The organism is Pseudomonas sp. GM55 (assembly GCF_000282395.1).
GTDB classification, from domain to species: Bacteria; Pseudomonadota; Gammaproteobacteria; order Pseudomonadales; family Pseudomonadaceae; genus Aquipseudomonas; species Aquipseudomonas fluorescens_CC.
Genome location: NZ_AKJJ01000105.1, coordinates 1 through 21,757 on the forward strand (window position 1 = coordinate 1; position 21,757 = coordinate 21,757).

The 21,757-nt window shown below is 61.7% G+C and carries 20 protein-coding genes and 1 tRNA gene; 11 read left to right on the forward strand and 10 right to left on the reverse strand.

Going from position 1 to position 21,757, the window contains the following annotated elements:
• Positions 1–98: 98 nt before the first annotated feature.
• Positions 99–980: a transcriptional regulator CynR gene (gene cynR / locus PMI31_RS23745; protein WP_008021515.1), complete on the reverse strand. Its 882-nt coding sequence runs from the start codon at positions 978–980 to the stop codon at positions 99–101.
• Positions 981–1,103: 123 nt separating this feature from the next.
• On the opposite strand from cynR, the gene cynS reads away from it, so the two are divergent.
• Entirely contained in the window at positions 1,104–1,571 is a 468-nt protein-coding gene (cynS, locus tag PMI31_RS23750) for a cyanase (protein WP_008021517.1), read from the forward strand.
• A gap of 62 nt (positions 1,572–1,633) precedes the next feature.
• Entirely contained in the window at positions 1,634–2,293 is a 660-nt protein-coding gene (locus PMI31_RS23755) for a carbonic anhydrase (protein WP_008021519.1), read from the forward strand.
• A 61-nt stretch (positions 2,294–2,354) separates the two neighbouring features.
• On the opposite strand, the gene PMI31_RS23760 is transcribed toward PMI31_RS23755, so the two are convergent.
• A complete protein-coding gene (locus tag PMI31_RS23760; protein WP_008021521.1) occupies positions 2,355–3,857 on the reverse strand; it encodes an aldehyde dehydrogenase family protein in 1,503 nt (500 codons plus the stop codon).
• Between the two features lie 345 nt (positions 3,858–4,202).
• Here PMI31_RS23760 and PMI31_RS23765 point away from each other — a divergent pair, with 345 nt between their 5' ends.
• Entirely contained in the window at positions 4,203–4,709 is a 507-nt protein-coding gene (locus PMI31_RS23765; RefSeq protein WP_008021522.1) for an HvfX family Cu-binding RiPP maturation protein, read from the forward strand.
• A gap of 157 nt (positions 4,710–4,866) precedes the next feature.
• Here the strand turns inward: PMI31_RS23765 and PMI31_RS23770 are convergent, their stop codons facing one another.
• The 3 genes from PMI31_RS23770 to PMI31_RS23780 form a co-directional block, all read right to left on the reverse strand.
• Positions 4,867–5,841: a nitrilase-related carbon-nitrogen hydrolase gene (locus PMI31_RS23770; RefSeq protein WP_008021525.1), complete on the reverse strand. Its 975-nt coding sequence runs from the start codon at positions 5,839–5,841 to the stop codon at positions 4,867–4,869.
• 103 nt (positions 5,842–5,944) lie between these two features.
• Positions 5,945–6,877, reverse strand: coding sequence for a GlxA family transcriptional regulator (locus PMI31_RS23775; RefSeq protein WP_008021527.1), 933 nt, complete (start codon positions 6,875–6,877; stop codon positions 5,945–5,947).
• Between the two features lie 206 nt (positions 6,878–7,083).
• Positions 7,084–8,097: a GlxA family transcriptional regulator gene (locus PMI31_RS23780; protein ID WP_008021529.1), complete on the reverse strand. Its 1,014-nt coding sequence runs from the start codon at positions 8,095–8,097 to the stop codon at positions 7,084–7,086.
• A gap of 279 nt (positions 8,098–8,376) precedes the next feature.
• Between PMI31_RS23780 and PMI31_RS23785 the strand changes: the two genes are divergently transcribed.
• A complete protein-coding gene (locus tag PMI31_RS23785; protein WP_008021530.1) occupies positions 8,377–9,042 on the forward strand; it encodes a glutathione S-transferase family protein in 666 nt (221 codons plus the stop codon).
• Positions 9,043–9,124: 82 nt separating this feature from the next.
• Here PMI31_RS23785 and PMI31_RS23790 read toward each other — a convergent pair whose 3' ends face one another.
• Both PMI31_RS23790 and PMI31_RS23795 read right to left on the reverse strand, forming a co-directional pair.
• Positions 9,125–9,553: a TOBE domain-containing protein gene (locus tag PMI31_RS23790; protein ID WP_008021531.1), complete on the reverse strand. Its 429-nt coding sequence runs from the start codon at positions 9,551–9,553 to the stop codon at positions 9,125–9,127.
• A gap of 278 nt (positions 9,554–9,831) precedes the next feature.
• A tRNA-Gln gene (locus tag PMI31_RS23795) sits at positions 9,832–9,906 on the reverse strand.
• A 307-nt stretch (positions 9,907–10,213) separates the two neighbouring features.
• Between PMI31_RS23795 and PMI31_RS23800 the strand changes: the two genes are divergently transcribed.
• Positions 10,214–10,642, forward strand: a complete 429-nt coding sequence (locus tag PMI31_RS23800) for a hypothetical protein (RefSeq protein WP_008021532.1) — start codon at positions 10,214–10,216, stop codon at positions 10,640–10,642.
• Between the two features lie 114 nt (positions 10,643–10,756).
• Complete coding sequence (locus PMI31_RS23805; RefSeq protein ID WP_043302608.1) at positions 10,757–11,350, forward strand: hypothetical protein; 594 nt, start codon at positions 10,757–10,759, stop codon at positions 11,348–11,350.
• Positions 11,351–11,391: 41 nt separating this feature from the next.
• Here PMI31_RS23805 and PMI31_RS23810 read toward each other — a convergent pair whose 3' ends face one another.
• The 3 genes from PMI31_RS23810 to PMI31_RS23820 all read right to left on the reverse strand — a co-directional run bounded on the left by PMI31_RS23810 (position 11,392) and on the right by PMI31_RS23820 (position 14,860).
• A complete protein-coding gene (locus PMI31_RS23810; RefSeq protein ID WP_043302609.1) occupies positions 11,392–13,380 on the reverse strand; it encodes a peptidase U32 family protein in 1,989 nt (662 codons plus the stop codon).
• A 228-nt stretch (positions 13,381–13,608) separates the two neighbouring features.
• Positions 13,609–13,989, reverse strand: coding sequence for a RidA family protein (locus tag PMI31_RS23815; RefSeq protein ID WP_008021538.1), 381 nt, complete (start codon positions 13,987–13,989; stop codon positions 13,609–13,611).
• A 76-nt stretch (positions 13,990–14,065) separates the two neighbouring features.
• Positions 14,066–14,860 (reverse strand): AraC family transcriptional regulator, encoded by a 795-nt coding sequence (locus PMI31_RS23820; protein WP_008021540.1) that lies wholly within the window; start codon positions 14,858–14,860, stop codon positions 14,066–14,068.
• 187 nt (positions 14,861–15,047) lie between these two features.
• Here PMI31_RS23820 and PMI31_RS23825 point away from each other — a divergent pair, with 187 nt between their 5' ends.
• The 5 genes from PMI31_RS23825 (at position 15,048) to PMI31_RS23845 (ending at position 21,643) form a co-directional block, all read left to right on the forward strand.
• Positions 15,048–16,694: an APC family permease gene (locus PMI31_RS23825; RefSeq protein ID WP_008021544.1), complete on the forward strand. Its 1,647-nt coding sequence runs from the start codon at positions 15,048–15,050 to the stop codon at positions 16,692–16,694.
• 44 nt (positions 16,695–16,738) lie between these two features.
• On the forward strand, positions 16,739–17,665 hold the full coding sequence (locus PMI31_RS23830; protein WP_008021545.1) for a 4-hydroxyproline epimerase: 927 nt from the start codon (positions 16,739–16,741) through the stop codon (positions 17,663–17,665).
• A 57-nt stretch (positions 17,666–17,722) separates the two neighbouring features.
• A complete protein-coding gene (locus PMI31_RS23835; RefSeq protein ID WP_008021547.1) occupies positions 17,723–18,670 on the forward strand; it encodes a dihydrodipicolinate synthase family protein in 948 nt (315 codons plus the stop codon).
• Positions 18,671–18,775: 105 nt separating this feature from the next.
• Positions 18,776–20,353, forward strand: a complete 1,578-nt coding sequence (locus tag PMI31_RS23840; RefSeq protein WP_008021550.1) for an aldehyde dehydrogenase (NADP(+)) — start codon at positions 18,776–18,778, stop codon at positions 20,351–20,353.
• 3 nt (positions 20,354–20,356) lie between these two features.
• Positions 20,357–21,643, forward strand: a complete 1,287-nt coding sequence (locus PMI31_RS23845) for an FAD-dependent oxidoreductase (RefSeq protein ID WP_008021552.1) — start codon at positions 20,357–20,359, stop codon at positions 21,641–21,643.
• Positions 21,644–21,757: the final 114 nt, after the last annotated feature.

A 21,757-nucleotide genomic window follows, 5' to 3' on the forward strand; every position in this document is an offset into this window, starting at 1 on the left:
CCAGCGATGGTCGTTAACGATAACGCGTGTAAACCGGATAAACGCGGCGCACTTGAGTCCATCGCCAGCAAGCCGGCTCCTACAGGGTTTTGTGGTGGTCATGAAAGATCAGTAGCCAACACCAGATCCACAAACGCCAGTGACGCCGCACTGTGGTAGTTGTTCTTGCGCCGAAGCAACGTGGCCCCGCGTTCAGGTGCTGCACCCCGCATGGACAGTTTGCGCAATGCCCGATCCTGGGTGGCGATGGGTTCCGGCAGTATGGTGGCGATGGCGCAATGCCGGATGACTTCCAGCAGCGTGTTGACCGAGTTCACTTCAATCGCCACTTTGGGCGTGATGTGCACCTGAGCGAAAAACTCGTCGATGCACGTACGGGTGATGTAGTCCGGGGTCAGCAGCGCAAACTCAAGCTGAGCCACCTCTTCGACGGACAACGCGTCCTGATGTTCGTATAGCGGATGATCCCGCCCAACCATCAACCCCAGGGTTTCGATAAAGGCCGGGATCGATTCGATGTCGGAACTTCTCACCTGATCGAACGCAATCGCGATATCCAGCGAATCATCCGCCAGCCCGGCCTCGATCTCGTCCATCGACAACTCGAAAATCTCCAGGTGGATGTTCGGGTAACGCGCCACGTAGTCGCGCACCAGCGGCCCTACCAGATAGGCCATGAAGGTCGGCGTCATGGCCAGACGCAAGGTCCCGCGGGACAAATCCTTCACGTCGTGCAACGCACGCTTGCCCGCCTCCAGCTCCACCAATACCCGCCGCGCGCATTCAATATAAGCCTCGCCGGCATCGGTCGGCCTGACCGTGCGCGAGGTGCGGTCGAACAGGCTCACGCCCAGGGATTCTTCCAGTTGGCGGATCTGCTGCGACAAGGTCGGCTGGGACACGTGTAGCACTTCGGCAGCGCGCGTGAAACCACCGTGGTCGGCCACCGCCAGCAGGTAACGCAAATGTCGAAGCAACATGGGATTCTCCATCTATAGGCAGCACTTATGGCTTGCATTGTATATCGGTCTTGGACGCTATGGATGGATCGGCAGAAGATGGCCCCACACCCAAGCAACACCCATCCCGATAGGAGAATCACCATGCAACAGTCCCATGCCTACAACGACCCAAGCCTGGCCCTGACCACTTCTGTCCTTGACGCCAAGGCACGCAAAAACCTGTCGTGGCAGGACTTGGCCGACGGCACCGGATTGAGCCTGGCCTACGTCACCGCCGCCCTGCTCGGTCAACATCCGCTGCCGGAAAGCGCGGCCAAAGTGGTCGGCGACAAACTCGAACTGGACGCCGACGCCGTAGCCCGGCTGCAGATCATCCCGCTGCGCGGCAGCCTCTCGGGAGTGCCGACCGACCCGACCATCTACCGCTTCCACGAAATGATCCAGATCTACGGCACCACCCTCAAAGCCCTGGTTCATGAGCAGTTCGGCGACGGCATTATCAGCGCGATCAACTTCAAGCTCGACATGAAGAAAGTCGAAGATCCGGAAGGCGGCTCCCGCGCCGTCATTACCCTCGACGGCAAGTTCCTGCCCCTGCGTCCTTTCTAAATTGATACCGGCCCGCACGACCCGTGCGGGCCGAACCCTGCCCATTCCATGAGGAAGCGATCATGAAAGCGCTCATCGACGGTTTCTTGAAGTTCCAGAAAGAAGCCTTTCCGCAACGCACCGACCTGTTCAAACACCTGGCCACCACCCAACATCCAGGCACGCTGTTCATCACCTGTTCCGACAGCCGTGTCGTGCCGGAACTGCTGACCCAACAAGAGCCTGGTGAACTGTTCGTGATCCGTAACGCCGGCAACATCGTGCCGTCCTACAGTCCGCATCCGGGTGGTGTGTCGGCCACGGTCGAATACGCCGTCGCGGTGCTCGGCGTGACCGACATCGTGATCTGCGGCCATTCGGACTGCGGCGCCATGACGGCGGTAGCCAAGTGCAAATGCATGGATCACCTGCCCGCCGTCAGCGGCTGGCTGCAACACGCCGAGTCGGCGAAAGTGATCAACGAAGCCCGGCCACACGCCAGTGAGGCGGCCAAGGTCAGTTCGATGGTTCGGGAAAACGTCATCGCCCAACTGGCCAACATCCAGACGCACCCGAGCGTGCGGCTAGCTCAGGAAAAAGGCCAATTGAACCTGCATGGCTGGGTGTACGACATCGAGACCGGTTCGATCGACGCGCTGGATGCCGACAGCCGAAGCTTCGTGTCGCTGGTCGAGCACCCGGACACTTGTGCCGTATCGGCCAAAGTGATCAAGGCTGCTTGATCGGGACCGCCGATTGTTGAAGAAAGTGACCGCCCTTGCAGCGGTCACTGATTGTTCCGGCTCAGCGTTTGACGCCCAGATCGATCTGGGTCATGCGGCTGCGAATGGTGAACACACCATCGCCTGAGAGAATCGCACTGCGAGCAAACAGGCGTCCACTCTCCCAGTTCGAAAGACCCAGTTCCGGCTTGTTCAACGCGTACTGGCCGTCGACCCAACGGGTGATGCCATTGCCGACAAAAGGCGCGTTGACCGCGTTGTAGAAGTGCTCCTGCGCCTCTGCATTTTCACTGATCAATGACACCGTGAATTGCGGGCTGTAGCGATTGAACAAGGCAATGGCGCTGTCCAGGTCGTCAACGATTTTCAGGCTGACTTCCGGGGTTTCTTCCCACTCCCATTCACGACCCAATTGAGCTTCCGGCAACGGCTCGGCCTGCGCCTCGGTCTGATAGCCTTCGGCGCGGTACACCTTGACCGTTGCAGTCAGCCAGTCTTGCGGCAGGTGCGACTCGCTGCCTTCGACGATGTGCAGCTTGCAACCCTGGCCCCGTGCGGTGCCGGCCTGCTTGAGTGCGTCAAGGAACAGCGGCACCAGTTCAGCGGCGCGGTCGCGGTGAATCAGGCAGACGTTCAGGGTGTTGCAGACCTTGCGGTCCAGGGAGTTGCGCACCACCGCGGCAAAACGTTGGGCATCGGCAGCGGCATCGGCGATCAGCCAGGCACCACCGGTGCCGTGCAGGCTGACTGCCGTGCCGGCCTGTTGCGCGATGCTGCCCAACTGGCTGACGGCGCGGCCCGAACCGCGGGCCACCGCCAATGACAGGCGCCGGTCGGCGAACATCGCCCAACCGGCGGCGTGGTTGACACTTTCCACCAGCGATACGGAACCGGCCGGCAAGCCGGCGTCGCTCAGCGCAGGGTTCAGCGCATGGGTGACGATCGCCTGGGCCGTGCCCAACGCATCACTGCCGATGCGCAGCACAGCAGTGTTGCCGGTGCGCAACACACCGGCGGCATCGGCAAACACATTCGGCCGGCCCTCGAAGACGAACGCGACGATGCCCAACGGCGAGACCACTTGCTCGACTTTCCAGCCATCGTGCTCCACACAGCTGATCACCTTGCCACGGCTGGCCGCTGCATCACGCCATGCGCGCAGGCCGGAGATCATGTCGCGACGCATGCGCTCATCGGCCAGCAACCGAGTGGTCGAACGACCGCGCGCCTTGGCCCGTTCGATGTCGGCCAGGTTGGCGGCTTCGATCAACGCCCAGCATTCCGGGGTTTCCAGGCGTCGGGCGAACAGGTCGAAGAAGGCGCTGATCGCTTGATCGGACACGGCCGACAGCGCGGTAAACGCCGCTTCGGCACGCTCGATTGCAACACTGGCCGCTTGCTGGTCCGCCACGGGTATCAGCAGCAACTCGCCGCTGACCTGCTCCACCAGCAGATGGTCACCGGGCTGGAAGCGCTGCGCCAGTTCGGGGCTGACGACAGTGACACGGTTACCGGCGAAAGGGATGGGCGTGCCAGCGACTAGACGTTCGAGCGCAAGAGACATGAAGCGGTTACACCATGCAATGGGCGGTCGGAAAATGTATAGCAAATTCCCTGTAGGAGCGAGCTTGCTCGCGATAGCGCCAGGTCAGTCAAATGTGTGCTGCCTGACACTCCGCTATCGCGAGCAAGCTCGCTCCTACAGGGGTCATGTGGTGGCCGTTTACGTATCTCAATGTATACAGCCCCGCCCCCGACACACCCCGCACTCAAAACCCCGCCACAACGACACACCGCAGATACACCCCATTGATGAAATACGCCTGCCGATTGGCCATGCCGATCAATGCGCTCAACTCACGGGGCATGCCGTTGCCCCGCCTCCCTGACCTGAAAGAGATCAACGTCCATGAGCACCTCCATTTCTTCGGCCGTCAAAGGCCTGCACCTGAACCTCGACCGTGCCGGCGACTGGGTTGCCCCCCTGGCGTTGCGAGTGTTCCTCGCCTGGGAATTCTTCGAGTCGGGCCTGGAGAAATTCAACGGCCAGAACTGGTTCGCCGATATCCAGGAGCGCTTCCCGTTTCCGTTTGACCACATTCCCGCGACGCTGAACTGGGAGCTGTCGATGTGGGCCGAACTGATCTTTTCCATGACGTTGCTGGTGGGCCTGGGCACGCGGTTTTCGGCGTTGAGCCTGATGGTGGTGACCCTCGTCGCAACCGCCGCCATCCATTGGCCTGCCGACTGGCACACCCTGAGTGAACTTGCCCAAGGCTATGCCATCAGCAACAAAGGTTACGGCAACTTCAAACTGCCATTGATCTACCTTGTGGCCTTCACCCCGCTGTTGCTGTCGGGTGCCGGCAAGCTCAGCATCGATGCGCTACTGACCCGTTTCTTCTGGCGGCGTTGAAACCCGATCCGCAATGCGGACAACAAAAGTAACGCAATACCCGTAGGAGCCGGCTTGCTGGCGATGGACTCAAGAGTGCTGCGTTTACCCAGTGCACACGCGTTATCGTTAACGACCATCGCCAGCAAGCCGGCTCCTACAAGGGACCGTGCCGGAACTAACGAACCACTTCCTCCAGCCCGGTCTCTTCGGCCAGCTTCGGATGCGCGCTGCGTTCATGCACATGGGCCTGGGGTGTGCGGTCAATCAGCAGGCTCAGCAGTTCCGGGCGGCTGTAGTGGCCGCGGGAATCCATCATGCGTTTGCGCTTGTCGATCAGGCCCATGTCGAGGTCGGCGATCACCTCGCCCTCACCTTCCAGCAACGAGCCCAGCACCGTGCCATCCGGGCTGATGATCGCGGTATAGCAACCGCCGGAGATCGGGCCGATGGCGCAACCGGTGTCGGCCATGATCTGCGCCTGTTGCTCGGGGTACAACCAGGCCGTGGAGTTGACCACGAAGCACGCTGCCTCCAGGGCATGCTGGCGAATGCTGACTTCCATTTGCGAGGCGAACAGGGGACCGGCAAACGACCCCGGGTACATCGCCGCATGGATCTGCTCGCCATCGGCCATCAAGGCGTAACGGGCCAACGGGTTGTAATGCTCCCAGCAGGCCAATTGACCGATGCGCCCTACCGCACTGTCGACGGCCCGCAGGCCGGAACCATCGCCCATGCCCCAGATCATGCGTTCGTGATAGGTCGGGGAAATCTTGCGACGACGCTGGATAAGCGAGCCGTCGGCATCGAACAACAACTGCGTGTTGTACAGCGAGCCGCCATCGCGCTCGTTGACGCCGATGGATACGACCATGCCGGCTTGCCTGGCCGCAGCGCCGATGGCATCGGTGGCCGCCGAAGGCACGGTGACCGCCTGATCCAGCAGTTTGAGGTGTTCGGCGGCCATTTCGAACGGCGACTGCACGTAGGAAAAGTACGGGTAGTACGGGACGATGGTTTCCGGGAATACAGCGAATTGCACACCCTGTTCGCCGAGTTCGAGAATCTTCTGCACCACTTTGTCGACGGTGCCTTCTCGGCTGTAAAGAACGGGGCTGATTTGTACGGCGGCGGCTTTGACGAGGCTCATGGCGGTGATCTCATTGAGGGAAAGAATTCAACGAGCTCAAGATTACGACAATAATATAAAGGCATTAATGTCGTATGCACCACCTTTTATGACATCGCGAACATCACCCCCGACTGGCACGCTGAATCACCTGCGGCGGCTGTCCAAACGCACGTATAAAAGCGCGGCGCATGCGTTCCCGATCACCAAAACCCGTAGCTGTCGCCACGACATCGATGGAGTGCCGCCCGCTTTCCATCATCAACCGGGCCGACTCGACCCGCAGGTTTTCGATGGCCTTGGCCGGAGACTGGCCGGTTTCGGCATGAAACACCCGGCTGAATTGCCGGGGGCTGAGATTGGCCGCTCTGGCCAGTTCCTCGACCGACAGCGCAGACTTGAGATTCTGCTTGGCGTAGTTCAGCGCGGCCTGTATCCGATCGGTCTTGGGGGCCAGTTCCAGCATCACCGAAAACTGCGACTGCCCGCCGGAACGCCGGTGGTACACCACCAATTGCCGCGCCACCTTGCGGGCAACCTCGGCGCCCAGATCCATCTCCACCAGGGCCAATGCCAGGTCCACGCACGCGCTCATGCCTGCCGCCGTCCACAGGTGGCCATCATTGATGAAGATCCGGTCTTCCTCGACCTTCACGTTCGGGTACGCCTTGCGAAAGGCCGGCACATGCGCCCAGTGGGTGGTCGCCCGCCGACCGTCGAGCAAACCGGCCTCCGCCAATGCATTCGCACCGGTGCAAATCGAGCCCAGACGCCGGGTGCCGAGACTGGCGCAGCGCAAAAACTCCAGCATGCCCGGCGTGGTCGGGCGGATCAGGTTGTCGCCCATGACCAGCAGCGTATCGAACGAACGCTGGTCGAACGCTTCGGTCTGCACAGCAAAACCGGCGGACGTCTGCACCAGGCCACCCGGCTCGGACAGTAATGCAATGCTGTACAACGGCTCGTCTGCGGCGCTGTTGGCCAACTCGAAGGCGGCACACATGGCCAGCCCCAGAACCTGAAAACCGGGGTAAACAATGAGTCCGATCTGGTGCATGGCGCAATGACCCTAAACGTGGCATGCCTGATAATCAGGCCAGAACCTGCACTCTACCCCGAACAAACCACAGCGCAAATCAGGGTGACGCCGACCGGCATCACATCCGACAGCGCATATGGCCGCTGTCGGATGAACAGGCGTGACTCTTGCCGTGCCGACATCGTGCGGCAAGTCGATGGCGAGGCCGGACGTTGATCGGCAGCCTACTTGACCAGCCTGGTTTCCCTGGACGGCCGATAGCCAAAATAAGAGCTGTAGCACTTGCTGAAGTGGCTGGGAGAAACGAAACCACAGGCGACAGAGACTTCAACGATGGTCAGCGTGGTGTGCTGCAGCAAGCGCCGCGCCTCGGTGATGCGCAAGTCCATGTAATAGCGCTGCGGCGTGGTGCCCAACTGCTCCTTGAACAGACGCTCGATCTGCCGGCGAGAGCGCCCTGCGTAGAGGCACAGCGTCTCCATTTCCAGCGGTTCCTCCAGATTGGCGTCCATCAGGTTGACCACCTCTCTGAGCGGACCACTGACCGAGACATTCAGCGACGGCTTGATGCGCCGGTAGCGTGAAGCCTCAAACGCCAGAATGTCCTCGATGCCATCGGTCAGCGCCTTGTCGTACAGCCCCCGGATCCACTCCAGGGCCATATAGAACGTACCCGTCGGGCTCGACGCAGTCAGGCGGTCACGATCCACCACGTAGGCTTCGCTGGTCACCTGGGTCAGTTTGGCAATTTCCGCCAGTGCCGGGCGGTGTTCCGGGTGAATCGCACAGCGATAACCCTCGAGCAAACCGGCGCGTCCGAGAAACCACGCGCCGTTCCACACGCCAGCCAGGGTAACGCCCTGCTCCGCCGCGTCTTGCAGCAGGTTGATCAATGCCTCGTCAGCGTGCAGATGGGTGCGGTATCCGCCACAGACCACCAGCAGGTCCAGGTTCTGAATCTCGGCATGGCTCAGGCAGGCGTCGGGACGGATGACCAGCCCCAGATCGCTGATCACCTCAGCGTCCTTCAGGCCGAAGGTTTTCGTTGAAAACAGCTCCGGCCGCAACAGGTTGGCCGTCACCACCGTATCCAGCGCCTGGGTAAACGCCGGCAGCGAGAAATGCTCCAGCAACAGGAAACCTGCACGCGCCTGCAGAACGGTTTGGCCTTCATGCTCTTTGAGGAAGCGAAGGTTCTTGCCTTTCATCGCTCCGCTGAACTGACGTCGCTCTACCAACGATTGCCTCGCTTCGTCCTGTCGACGAACCTGTGAAATAACGCTTTGATACCTGTCACTCCCGACCTGGAAACCTGTATCCCCTGGCGCCGAACATTCGACGTCTGCACTGTTTACGCAAGTTGAAAGCCTTGGGCAAGCCAGTCTTTCGGCCTTAAACCAGTTTGCGCGGGGAATGGCAATCGCCACCGAGATCACAGCCACCTGACGAACCGCCTCGCACCGACGCGAACCTGGGTCGATACTGCACGGGCCTCCCCCTTCGCCGAGGAAAGGAACATGCCGCTGACTCTGTATTTCCATCCGCTCTCGTCGTTCTGCCACAAAGCGCTGATCGCGCTCTATGAACTGGAAATCGGGTTTGAAAAAAGGATCATCGACCTGGGCAACGAGGCTGACCGGGCCGAGCTGCAAGCTCTTTGGCCACTCTGCAAATTTCCGGTGATCCGCGATCACGACCGCCAACGGAACGTAGCCGAGTCGAGTGTGATCATCGAGTACCTGGACCACCATCAGGCCGGCCACCTGTGCCTGATTCCTGAAGATTGGGATGTCGCGCTGGAAGTACGCCTGTGGGATCGTTTTTTCGACCTGCACGTCCAGGTGCCGATGCAGAAAATCGTCGCTGACCGAATGAACGCCTCCAACGGCGATCTGACCCGCGAACGCGCCGCGTTGACAACGGCGTACGGCATGCTTGAACGTCAGTTAAGCGCAAACGCCTGGGCCGCCAGCCCGGCGTTCAGCATGGCCGATTGTGCCGCTGCCCCGGCGCTGTTCTATGCCAGCACCCTCGTGCCGTTTCCCGACGAGCATCATCGCTTGAGTGCTTATTTCGACAGGTTGATCCAGAGGCCTTCGGTCAAACGGGTGATCGACGAGGCGAGACCGTACTTTTCCATGTACCCGTTCGCCGAGTCCATTCCACAACGGTTTCGGTCGTGATGATTGGGAGGCGAAAACGAAAAATCCCCGCGATCCATCAGAAAATGGATCACGGGGATCAATAACGAACGCTTGCGTCTGATCAGGCCGGAACGCCCAGGATGATGTGGGAAGCCTTGATCACGGCCGTGGCGCTGACGCCGGTTGCCAGCCCCAGTTCTGCCACAGCATCGCGGGTAACGATCGAATAGACCTTCGAACCGCCGGCCAGCTCGATGACCACCTCTGCGTTGACCGCACCATCGGTAACGCTCAGTACCTTGCCTTCCAGGCAGTTACGCGCCGACAGGCGAATGTCGCTCGATTCGGTCATCAACATCACCCAGGGCGCCTTGATCAGCGCGACGGCTTCTTTGCCGACGGCGATGCCCAGGCTCTTGATGCTTTCCATGGTGACGACGGCAACCAGTTGCTCACCGCCCGCCAGGGTCAGGACCACTTCGGCGTTGACCGCGCCTGGCTGGACCTGGCTGACTTTACCTTTGAATACGTTGCGTGCACTGACTTTCATGTGAGGCGTCCTTTTCTTGACTTTAAAGTTAGGAAACGGCCGGAATCATCAGTGTAAGCGCTATGTAGAAACAACTACAGCGCTGCGATAGTTCAGTGACGGATGGCCAGATCAGTCCGAAAGGTCTTCATGAAACGCGCCCAAAGGACGCCCGCGAGCCTTGGCTGAACGCTGGCTGGCAAGGGAACATCCGGGAAATGAATAACGGACGCAGAAAAACAGCGAATCGACGAATAATAACCGCCGTTCGAGTGTTATCGGATTGTGCAGGTAGAAAATGGCAGGGGCGGCTGGATTCGAACCAACGCATGGCAGGATCAAAACCTGCTGCCTTACCGCTTGGCGACGCCCCTGTATCTGTTGCGATGAGTGCCTGGCACTCGCTTTCTTGAGTGGCAACAGGACCTGTTGCCTTCTTGCGTGTCAGGCTCCCTGAGGGCCGCTGCAAGAGTGGGCGCAAATTTACCAACTTTTGCCTCGTCTGGGAAGCCCCAACAAAACAATTTGTTTTTTAAAACAGACGCTTAGTGTTGAGGCAAGTGATCGACACAGGTTCCGCCCAACCAGGTCTGCTACGCTTTTCTCGAATGGAATCAGGAATAGTTTGCGCAACACCCTTCCCCTTGCAATCTGAGGGCGCCAAATGTGAAAGGCAAATTAATGGGTACCGCTGCAACCCTCCTGGTGGTCGGGGCGGCGATTTATGGGTTGAACACCTGGGAACACATCCAGAGCCAGCGACAGGAAGCGGTCTGCAAGGCCGCCCGGGAGCATCTCGACAGGCTGGAAATCCAGGCGCGGGCGCTGGCCTCCGGGTTGACGGTCGAAGCCTATGCCGAAGCCGAAAAAGCCGAAGCCGGCCAGTTGGTCCTGGCACTCGATACCGCCAGGAATGAAGCCGAGGTCGATGCCGTCATCGACAAACACTCCGCGACTATCGAGGCGCAGATAACGGCCGAAGACGCCGAGGTCCAGTCCCGGGGCGAGCAACCCTTCCTCGGTCAGGAACTCAAGAAGCAACGCATCCCCACCGACGTCAAACAGGAACTCAAACGTGCTGAAAAAGCCGTTGCCGACTCCTGCGAATAATCTCGACCGCTAGCGCCAGGTTTGTCGCCAGCGTCTAGACTTCAGCAAAAGCAGCATGCGACCAGACTCCGCGTTCATAACAAAAAACCTGCAAAAAACGAGGGGGTCTCGACCTTGAAAACATCAACCCTCTGCGCCATGGCGTGCCTGCTGGTGTCGGTCGCGGTGTCTGCCAACGGCGTCATTCCTGTCCTCGAAATGGACTTCACACGGTCTGCGATGGAAACCCTGAAAAAAATCGGCATCGACGACGCGTGCATCATCGGCGCCTCCAGCGCCGCTGCGTTCACCTACTGCCGGGAAGGATCGACAACACTCTGGAAGTATCAGGCACTGGACCTGGAACAAATGGCGGCGACGCGCAGTGATGCGCAACAGCCCTCGGCGGTCTACCAACCCATTTCTGTCCTGGAGTTCGAGAGCGCGGCCTGTGAACACGAGATCAGCCTGGCCGCCGATAAAAAGCCGGCAACGATGCGTTGGCTGATCCTCGGCCTGATGGCCATTTCGTTGCTGACGGGATTGGGTTACACATGGCGGGCCATTCTGCAGCGTCGCCAAAACGCCACCGCGTACTCACAACCCCATGAGCAAGCGTCGAGCGAGACCCTGTCGCCATTCCAGGCAACCGCACGGATAAAAGCCCTGGCAGCGTTTGGTCTGGCTGTTGCCGTGGCATTCGTTTACTTCAACTACAAAGGGCATTGAACAACAGGTGAGCGCACCGTTGCGGCGCGCCCACCGGTCACTCAATGCGGCGCTCGCGGGATGGTCTTGAGCAGGTCTTCGGGGCTGATGTGCCCCACCACGCTGCCCGGCTGCGGCATATCGAGGATGTGGCCTTTCATCTTGCCGATGATGTGCATCTCGCAAGGCTTGCAGTCGAACTTCAAGGTCAGCACTTCATCGCCGTGGATCAGTTGCATCGGCGCAACCTTGGTGCGCACGCCGGTCACGCCCTTGGCCTGTTTCGGGCACAGGTTGAAGGAGAAACGCAGGCAGTGCTTGGTGATCATCACCGGCACCTCGCCCGCTTCCTCGTGGGCCTCGTAGGCTGCGTCGATCAGCTTGACGCCATGGCGGTGATAGAAGTCGCGGGCCTTCTGGTTGTAGACGTTGGCCAGGAACGACAGGTGCGACTCCGGGTACACCGGCGGCGGTGTGGTTTCGGCCTTGCGGCTGCCACGGGGGTGGGCGGCGATCCGTGCTTCGGTCAAGGCGTCGATCACTTCACGGCGCAAGGCCTTGAGCTGCGAGTTCGGGATGAAGTACGCCTGCGGCGCGTCCAGCTTGATGTCGATGGCGTGGTACTGCGTGGTGCCCAGTTGACCGAGCAGATCCTGCAATTGCTCCAGCGCCTGCTCCGGTTTGTTGGCGGCGCCGAACGGGCCATTCAGGGTAACGCTGGCGTTGATGCCTTCTTCGCTGGTGGCGGTCAGCTCCAACTGCTCTTCACGCAGGCGCGCAACCCAGCGCAGGGCCACGCGACGCTCGGCGGAGGTCTTTTGCAGCGCCTGTTGCCAGTTGTGATCGAGATTGCGATTCAGCGGATGGTTGGGGCGCAGCTTGTACATCCCCTCCGGCATCTCATTGGGCTCGACGCGATAGCGATAACGCTTCTCGCCGTCCTCCTCGAACTCGCCCTTCGGTTCGGCGATGTTGGCGCGGAAGCCCACCACTTCACGCTTGACCAGCACGTTGAGGCCGTCACCGTTGGACAGCGGCTCGTGGGTCACGACCTGCATGTCACGCTTGGCGACTTTCTCGACCACACCCACCGGCAAACCGGTGAAGGTCGGCGAGTCAAAGGCGCCGATATCGATCTTGCGGTCAGTGACGAAGTAATCGGTGCTGCCGCGGTGGAAGGTTTTTTCCGGGTCGGGCAGGAAGAAGTGCGCGGTACGGCCGCTGGAGGCACGGGCCAGATCCGGACGGTCTTCGAGCACGGCGTCGAGGCGCTGGCGGTAGTAGGCGGTGATGTTTTTCACATAGCCCATGTCCTTGTAGCGGCCCTCGATCTTGAACGAACGCACGCCGGCCTCGACCAGGGCGCGGATGTTGGCGCTCTGGTTGTTGTCCTTCATCGACAGCAGGTGCTTTTCGTAAGCGATCACGCCACCCTTTTCATCCTTGAGGGTGTACGGCAGACGGCAAGCCTGGGAGCAGTCGCCACGGTTGGCGCTGCGCCCGGTTTGCGCGTGGGAAATGTTGCACTGGCCGGAAAACGCCACGCACAACGCGCCATGGATAAAGAACTCGATGGCCGCGTCGGTTTCGTCGGCGATGGCACGGATCTCTTTGAGGTTCAGCTCGCGGGCCAGCACCAGCTGCGAGAAACCGGCCTGATCGAGGAACTTCGCCCGCTCCAGCGTGCGGATGTCGGTCTGGGTACTGGCGTGCAGTTCGATCGGCGGAATGTCCAGCTCCATCACACCCAGGTCCTGGACGATCAGCGCATCGACGCCGGCGTCGTACAACTGGTGGATCAGCTGGCGGGCCGGCTCCAGTTCGTTGTCGTGCAGGATCGTGTTGATGGTGGTGAACACACGCGCATGGTAACGACGGGCGAATTCCACCAATTGGGCGATATCGCTCACTTCATTGCAGGCGTTGTGGCGGGCGCCGAAGCTCGGGCCACCGATGTACACGGCATCGGCACCATGCAGGATAGCCTCGCGGGCAATGGCGACATCGCGGGCAGGGCTGAGCAATTCCAGGTGATGTTTGGGCAAAGACATAGTTTTTTTAGTCAGGCTTGTCACAGTCGAGGCGTGCATTGTAGCGGCGAAACGCCTGACCGGCACCCGTGTGCTGCCAGGTGGTGCTTCGAGCACGCCTCAATCCCTGTAGGAGCGAGCTTGCTCGCGATGGACGTTAACGATAACGCTGGCAACCTGATGCCCCGAGTCGCTCTCAGGTTCATCGCGAGCAAGCTCGCTCCTACAGTATTGTGTGTGTTGCCGTGATCAGGCCTTGGCCGCCATTGCGGTCACTTCCACGCGCATGCCTTCCACTGCCAACGAGGCAACCCCGACAGCAGCGCGCACCGGCCATGGTTTGGCGAAGTAGCGCTTGTAGACCTCGTTGAACGCGGCGCGGTCGGCCATGTCGGTGAGGTAGATGGTCAGGTGCATCACGCGGTCCATGGAACTGCCGGCTCTCTCCAGCGCAACCTTCAGCGCTTGCAGGGTGCATTCGCTTTGCAGGGTGATGTCGCCCAGTTCCAGGCTGCCGTCGGCGCGGGTCGGGATCTGGGTGGAGACCAGCACGCCGCCGAAACCGACGACGTCGGAAGAAATCGAATCCGCATCAGGATCGGGCGTAAAGGTCAGGTCGTGGTTTGCCATGAGAACTCTCTTGCTTGAAGTGGTGAGGCAGGCGCCTTTTGCGCGGCCAGTCTACAGGGCCATTGGCGGCACGTCGCTAATCCGCACCGTACGGTTGCGGGTGACCGGTGGCCTGGCGGTACTGGCGCGGAGTGAAGCCGGTCAATGCCTTGAACTGCCGGGTGAACGCGCTGTGATCGGTATAGCCGCATTGCAGGGCGACCTCGGTGATCGGCAGTTCCGTATGGAGCAAACGATGCGCGTGCTCCAGGCGAACCTTCTGGATCATTTGCCGTGGCGTCAAATGGAACACACGCTTGCAGTAGCGCTCGAGCTGCGCCACGGAAATGCCGGCGATGCGCGTCAACTCGCCGAGGGTGACGCGACGGTTGAAATGCGTACGGATGTGCTCGTCCACCGCCGCCAGGCGCTGGTACGCCGGGTGCGTGTCACTGGCCGATTGCAGGTCGACCGAGATGCCCGCCAGACCGATGATCTGATTATGGCGGTTATACAGCGGTCGTTTATGGGTCAGGCACCAGCCCGGCTCGCGGCTGCCGTACAGGTGCAACTCCAGCTGGTCTGACAGCACCAGACCTTGCTCCAGCACACGCCGGTCCTGTTCGGTATAGCCGGGCCCCAACTGTTCGGGAAAAACCTCGGCGCTGGTTTTCCCCAGCAGCGGTTTGAGCTGCTTCAGGCCACAGCGTTGAACCAGCGTGCGGTTGGCCATGACATAGCGCGCCTGCACGTCCTTGATGAAGATCGCCGCATTCGGAATGACATCGAGCAACGGCAACAAAAGCGCAATGCCCGCCAGCAGTTGCTCGATGGATTCGGGGCGGTTCGAGTCGTCGCCCTGGCACAACAGCGCAAACGCATCCTGAGTCATCTACCTGTCTCTCCCAATGATCGGCTGTTGCCCATTGTGCTGATTTCGTCATCGACACCCAAGGAAAACATCAATCGCGAATAAGCCGCCGAGTTCACTCTATGGCCACCGCCCTCCTCGGCAAAACCGACGGGGACGACTTGAAGTGCACACCTGCCTATCCAATAACTCACAAGAAGGCGATGCCATGCCAGGCCAAGGCAAGTTCAAAAAACAACTTTCGTTGATAGACCTTACGTTTATCGGACTGGGGGCCATCTTCGGCTCCGGCTGGTTGTTCGCAGCCAGTCACGTGTCCGCCATCGCGGGGCCGGCGGGGATATTTTCCTGGCTGCTGGGCGGTTTTGCGGTGCTGCTGCTGGGCATCGTCTACTGTGAACTCGGCGCCGCATTACCCCGTGCCGGCGGTGTGATTCGCTACCCGGTGTACTCCCACGGCCCGTTGCTCGGCTACCTGATGGGCTTCATCACCCTGATCGCGTTTTCCAGCCTGGTGGCCATCGAGGTGGTCGCCGCGCGCCAGTACGCCGCAGCGTGGTTTCCCGCATTGACCCAGGCCGGTTCCAGCAATCCAACGGCGCTTGGCTGGCTGGTTCAGTTCGGTCTGCTGTGCCTGTTCTTCATGCTCAACTACTACAGCGTGAAAACGTTCGCCAAGGCCAACAACTTGATCAGCATGTTCAAGTTCATCGTGCCGTTGCTGGTGATCGGCGTGCTGTTCACTTTCTTCAAACCGCAGAACTTCCAGTCCCAGGGCTTCATGCCATTCGGGCTGTCGGGTGTCGAGATGGCGGTGTCCGCCGGCGGCATCATCTTCGCCTACCTGGGGTTGACGCCGATCATCTCGGTGGCCAGCGAAGTGAAGAATCCGCAACGCACCATTCCGATTGCACTGATCCTCTCCGTACTGCTGTCCACCGCCATCTATGTGTTGTTGCAAGTGGCGTTCCTCGGCGGCGTGCCCACCGAAATGCTCGCCAACGGTTGGGCCGGCGTCGCCAAGGAACTGGCTCTGCCATACCGCGACATCGCCCTGGCACTGGGCGTGGGTTGGCTGGCTTATCTGGTGGTGGCCGACGCGGTGATCTCCCCCAGCGGTTGCGGCAACATCTACATGAACGCGACCCCGCGGGTGATCTACGGCTGGGCGCAGACCGGCACCTTCTTCAAGGTCTTCACCCGTATTGACGAAAAGTCCGGCATCCCGCGTCCGGCGCTGTGGCTGACCTTTGCCCTGTCGGTGTTCTGGACCCTGCCCTTCCCTTCGTGGGAAGCGCTGATCAACGTGGTCTCCGCCGCGCTGGTGTTGAGTTACGCCGTCGCCCCGGTATCGGTGGCCGCCCTGCGCCGCAATGCGCCGGACATGCCGCGCCCGTTCAAGGTCAAGCGCATGGGTGTCCTCGGCCCGGTGTCGTTCATCATCGCCGCGCTGATCGTCTACTGGTCCGGCTGGAGCACCGTGTCCTGGCTGCTTGGCCTGCAAATCCTGATGTTCGTGGTGTACCTGCTGTGCGGTCGCTTTGTGCCGACCCAACACCTGAGCCTGGGCCAACAAGTGCGTTCTTCGGCGTGGCTGATCGGCTTCTATGCCGTGACCATCGTGCTGTCCTGGCTCGGCAGCTTCGGCGGCATGGGTGTGCTTACCCATCCCTTCGACACCCTGGTCGTGGCGGCTTGCGCCTTGGGCATCTACTACTGGGGCGCGGCCACCGGAGTGCCGGCGCATCTGGTTCGCCTGGAAGAAGAGGACGGTGAAGAAGAAGCCGACCCCGTCTACAGCGGCACGGCCACAGGCCAGCGTCCGATCGGTGTGTTGGCCCAGACCTCTCGCTGAAATTCAGGCGGCAAAGCCTGCGTGTTCCTCTAATGGAAAGGTTTATGAAAAAAGTACATGTCATTGATTCCCACACCGGCGGCGAACCGACTCGCCTGGTGATGTCGGGCCTGCCCCCGTTGTCCGGCCGGACCATGGCCGAGAAGCGCGATGCCCTGCGCGAGCAGCATGACCAATGGCGTCGCGCCTGCCTGCTGGAGCCCCGTGGCAACGATGTGCTGGTGGGTGCGCTGTACTGCGAACCGGTGTCGCCGGATGCCACTTGCGGCGTGATCTTCTTCAACAACGCCGGCTACCTCGGCATGTGCGGTCACGGCACCATCGGCCTGGTCAACTCGCTGCATCACCTGGGGCACATCCAGCCCGGCGAGCACAAGATCGATACGCCGGTCGGCCCGGTCAGCGCCACGCTGCACGAGGACGGCAACGTCACCCTGCGCAACGTGCCCGCCTACCGCTACCGCCAGCAGGTACCGGTCGAAGTGCCGGGACATGGCCGCGTGTACGGCGACATCGCCTGGGGCGGCAACTGGTTTTTCCTGGTGTCCGATCACGGTCAGGCGTTGCAGCTGGACAACGTCGAGTTCCTCACCGAGTACACCTGGGCAATGCTCAAGGCCCTTGAGGCCCAGGGCATCCACGGTGAAGGCGGCGCGCTGATCGACCACATCGAACTGTTTGCCGACGACGACCTGGCCGACAGCCGCAACTTCGTCATGTGCCCCGGCAAGGCCTACGATCGCTCGCCCTGCGGCACCGGCACCAGCGCGAAACTGGCATGCCTGGCCGCCGACGGAAAACTGGCCGCCGGTGAGCGCTGGGTCCAGGCCAGCATCACCGCCAGCCAGTTCATCGGCCGCTATGAATGGGAAGGCGAACGCATCATCCCTTTCATCACTGGCCGCGCCTACATGACCGCCGACAGCACCTTGCTGATCGACGAACAGGATCCCTTTGCGTGGGGCATTTGAGCCCCACGCCTTTTCCCTAACCCGATCTGAATGAACGCTTCAAGGAGTGACAATAAAATGAGCGACAACATTTTCACTGGCTGCATCCCTGCGCTGATGACCCCATGCACCGCCGAGCGCAAGCCGGACTTCGACGCACTGGTGGCCAAGGGTCGCGAGCTGATCGACATTGGCATGAGCGCAGTGGTGTATTGCGGCTCCATGGGCGACTGGCCGCTGCTGACCGAAGCCGAGCGCCAGGAAGGCGTGGCGCGCCTGGTGGCCGCCGGCGTTCCTACCATCGTTGGCACCGGTGCCGTCAACAGCCGCGAAGCGGTGTCCCATGCGGCACACGCGGCCAAAGTCGGTGCCCATGGCTTGATGGTCATTCCGCGCGTGCTGTCTCGCGGCGCTTCGGCCACCGCGCAAAAAGCCCACTTCGCCGCGATCCTCGAAGCCGCCCCGGGTTTGCCGGCGGTGATCTACAACAGCCCTTACTACGGCTTCGCCACCCGCGCCGACCTGTTCTTCGAACTGCGCCGCGAGTACCCGAACCTGATCGGCTTCAAGGAGTTCGGCGGAGCGGCCGACCTGCGCTACGCCGCCGAACACATCACCTCCAAGGACGATGACGTGACCCTGATGGTCGGTGTCGACACCCAGGTGGTGCATGGCTTCGTCAACTGCAACGCCACCGGCGCCATCACCGGCATCGGCAACGCGCTGCCGCGCGAAGTGTTGCGCCTGGTGGCCTTGAGCAAACAAGCGGCCAAGGGCGATGCCAAGGCACGTCGTCAGGCGCGGGAACTGGAGTCTGCCCTGGCTGTGCTGTCGTCCTTCGATGAGGGCTGCGACCTGGTGCTCTACTACAAGCACCTGATGGTGCTCAATGGTGACAAGGAATACACCCTGCATTTCAACGAGACCGATGCGCTCAGCGATGCCCAGCGTCGTTATGCCGAGAACCAGTACGCGCTGTTCCGCCAGTGGTACGAGCAGTGGTCGGCCGAGCAGGACTTCGCCTGATATTCAGCCTGTACAGCGGCGTGCCAAAGCGCGCCGCCTTTATTTTCGCCCACGGCGTACGGCGTTTTTTCGCATACGCCCACCCTCTTTTTTTCAGGAACGACCATGACTCTGACAGGCAACATGTTGATCGGCCAGCAGGCCATCGCCGGCAACCGCGAAGCGATCCGCGGCATCGATCCCGTCACGGATCTCCCCCTTGAGCCGGCCTATCACGGTGGCGGCAGCGAGCACGTCGAACAGGCCTGCGCCCTGGCCTGGAGTGCCCTGGACAGCTATCGCGGGACGTCCCCGGATGCACGCGCCGAATTCCTCGAAACCATCGCCAGTGAAATCGAAGCCCTGGGCGATGAATTGATCGACCGCGCCGTGGCCGAGACCGGCCTGCCACGCCCGCGTATCCAGGGTGAACGGGGCCGCACCTGCCAGCAACTGCGCACCTTTGCCCGCACCGTACGCGCTGGTGAATGGCTGGATGTACGGGTCGACAGCGCACTGCCGGAACGCCAGCCCCTGCCCCGCCCCGACCTGCGTCAGCGTCAGGTGCCGCTCGGCCCGGTGGCCGTGTTCGGTGCAAGCAACTTTCCCCTGGCCTTCTCGGTCGCCGGTGGTGACACCGCGTCGGCACTGGCCGCCGGTTGCCCGGTGATCGTCAAGGCCCATGGCGCGCACCCCGGCACCAGTGAGCTGGTGGGCCGGGCGCTGGCCCGGGCGGTCAAACTGTGCGGGCTGCACGAGGGCGTGTTTTCGCTGCTGTTCGGCTCCGGCCGCGAAGTGGGCATCGCCCTGGTCACCGACCCGCGCATCAAGGCCGTGGGTTTCACTGGCTCGCGCAGCGGTGGCATCGCCCTGTGCAAGGCGGCCCAGGCGCGTCCCGAGCCGATTCCGGTGTATGCGGAAATGAGCTCGATCAATCCGGTCTTGCTGTTCCCGGCGGCACTGCAATCGCGAGCCGAAGCGCTGGCGCAAGGCTTCGTCGCCTCCCTCACCCAGGGCGCCGGCCAGTTCTGCACCAACCCAGGTTTAGTCATTGCGCGCCAAGGCCCAGCCCTTGAGCGTTTCATCCAGACGGCCGCGCAACTGATCCAGCGCAGCCCGGCGCAGACCATGCTCACCCCGGGCATTTTCAACGCCTATGAGACAGGCGTTGGCGCGCTGGTCGAGCATGCCCACGCTGACACAGTGGCCGTCGGCCTGAGGGGCGAAACCCCGAACCAGTGCCAGGCCCACCTGTTCGTCACCCAGGCCAGCGAGTTTCTCGCCGACCCGGCCTTGCAGGCAGAAATGTTCGGCGCCGCTTCGCTGATCGTGCAATGTGCCAACGACGAGGAAATCCGCCAGGTCATCGAACACCTGGAGGGCCAACTGACCGCCACCCTGCACCTGGACGATGCCGACGTGGAAAGCGCCAGGGCATTGCTGCCGACTCTGGAACGCAAGGCCGGGCGCCTGTTGGTCAATGGCTGGCCGACCGGGGTCGAGGTGTGTGATGCCATGGTCCATGGCGGCCCGTTCCCGGCGACTTCCGACACGCGCACCACCTCGGTCGGCACCGCCGCCATCCTGCGTTTCCTGCGCCCGGTCTGCTATCAGGACTTCCCGGACGCCCTGTTGCCGGCCGCGCTCAAGCACGGCAATCCGTTGCAGTTGCGTCGCCTGCTCGACGGTCAGAGAGAAGCCTAGGCCATGTCCAACGTCTCCCTTTTCAACAACCCGCACGCCACGGCGGACGTTGCCGTGATCGGCGCCGGGATCATCGGCGTCGCCTGCGCCCTGCGCCTGGCTCGCCAGGGCCGGCGGGTGGTGGTCATTGATCAACAGGAGCCCGGCCGTGGCGCCTCGTTCGGCAATGCCGGGCACCTGGCCACCGAGCAGGTGTTCCCCATCGCCGACCTGTCCATCCTCAAACGCCTGCCCGCCATGCTCATGGACCCGATGGGCCCGCTGCGCCTGGACTGGAAATACATGCCCCGGGCCCTGCCCTGGTTCGTGCGCCTGTTGCTGAACCTGCGGCCGGCGCCGTTCCAGCGCACTGTGGCCGGCATCCGCGCGCTCAATGAAAGCAGCCTGGGCGCCTGGAATCGGTTGTTGGAAGCCATCGAGCGTCCCCAGTTGCTGAAGGAAGACGGCTCGTTATTGGTGTTCGAGCGCGGCGACTCGCAACAGGCCATCGAGGCGCTGCAGACGCGCATGCGCCAGCAACAGGTGCCGGTCGATTTCTGGCAGGCCGGGGCGGTCCGTGATGCGGCACCGCAACTCAGCGAGCAGATTCGCGGCGGCCTGTTCTTCCCGCGCACCGGGCATTTTCTCGATCCCTTCCGGGTGGTCGGCGAACTGGTCCACGCGGCGAAAAGCAGCGGCGTGCAGTTCCTCCGGCAGCGGGTCGAGGGCGGGCAATTGAATGAACAGGGCGTGTCGTTGATCACTGATCAGGGTCGCGTCAGCAGTCGGCAAGTGCTGATCGCCTGCGGCGCGCACTCGGCGAAACTCACCGCCGCGCTGACCGGCAAGAAAGTGCCGCTGGACACCGAGCGCGGCTATCACCTGATGCTGCCCCACGAACACCAGCGTTTGCCGTTCGCCGTCACCTCGCTGGAGCGCAAGTTCATCATGACGCCGATGGCCGATGGGCTGCGCCTGGCCGGCACCGTTGAATTCGCCGGTCTCGAATGTCCACCGACGATGGAGCGTGCCTGGCAACTGCACCGATTGAGCAAAGGCCTGTTCAAACGCGAACTGAGTGCCGAAGCGGCCACACCGTGGATGGGGTTTCGCCCTTCCTTGCCCGACTCCCTGCCGATCATCGATCGGGTATGCGACGGCAAGGTGCTGCTCGCCTTCGGCCATCAGCACCTGGGGTTGACCCAGGCGGCGGTCACGGCGGAAATGATTGCGCAAATGGCTTCCCCCTTGACTGGCGCCCAGCCCCACAACCTGCCGGCGACGGCGGCGTACCGGCTGGATCGTTTCTGAAAACAGGCCCATTGGCTGCGAGGGGGCAAAATTGTGGGAGCGGGCTTGCCCGTGAAGACGGCGGCACATTCAACGGCGATGTCGGCTGCACAGCCGCTTTCGCTGGCAAGCCAG